Here is a 316-nt window from a genome sequence, read left to right on the forward strand (position 1 = left end):
CGGCGAACCGGGGCGAGGGCGCCAGCAGCTGCGTGCCGGTCGGGAAGACGGCGCCGGGCAGGTCGAACACCTGAGCCCGGATCTCCTCGAACTGCGGGCGGCGCAGGGTGATCACCGGGACGAACTGGCCGGCGGGCGCGGCCTGGACGACGGCGACGATCTCGTCGGCCGCGATGCCGGTGGCGCGGACAGCGCCGCGGCCAGCGCGGGCAGGTCGGTGACCTGGGCCGGGTCGACGCCGACGTTGACCACCTCGGTGGGCGTGAACAGGGCGTTTCCGTCGGCGTCGTGATCGGAGCGCGCTCGGGCAGGCTGC

Annotated in this window: 1 protein-coding gene; it reads right to left on the reverse strand. The window is 75.3% G+C overall.

What is annotated here, in order from left to right; translation table 11 throughout:
* Positions 1–111 precede the first annotated feature (111 nt).
* Positions 112–316 (reverse strand): hypothetical protein (locus tag A6V29_RS21605; RefSeq protein WP_249933156.1); only part of this gene is annotated, 205 nt, incomplete at its 5' end.

The organism is Blastococcus sp. CCUG 61487 (assembly GCF_005222955.1).
In the GTDB taxonomy this organism is placed as follows: Bacteria; Actinomycetota; Actinomycetes; order Mycobacteriales; family Geodermatophilaceae; genus Blastococcus.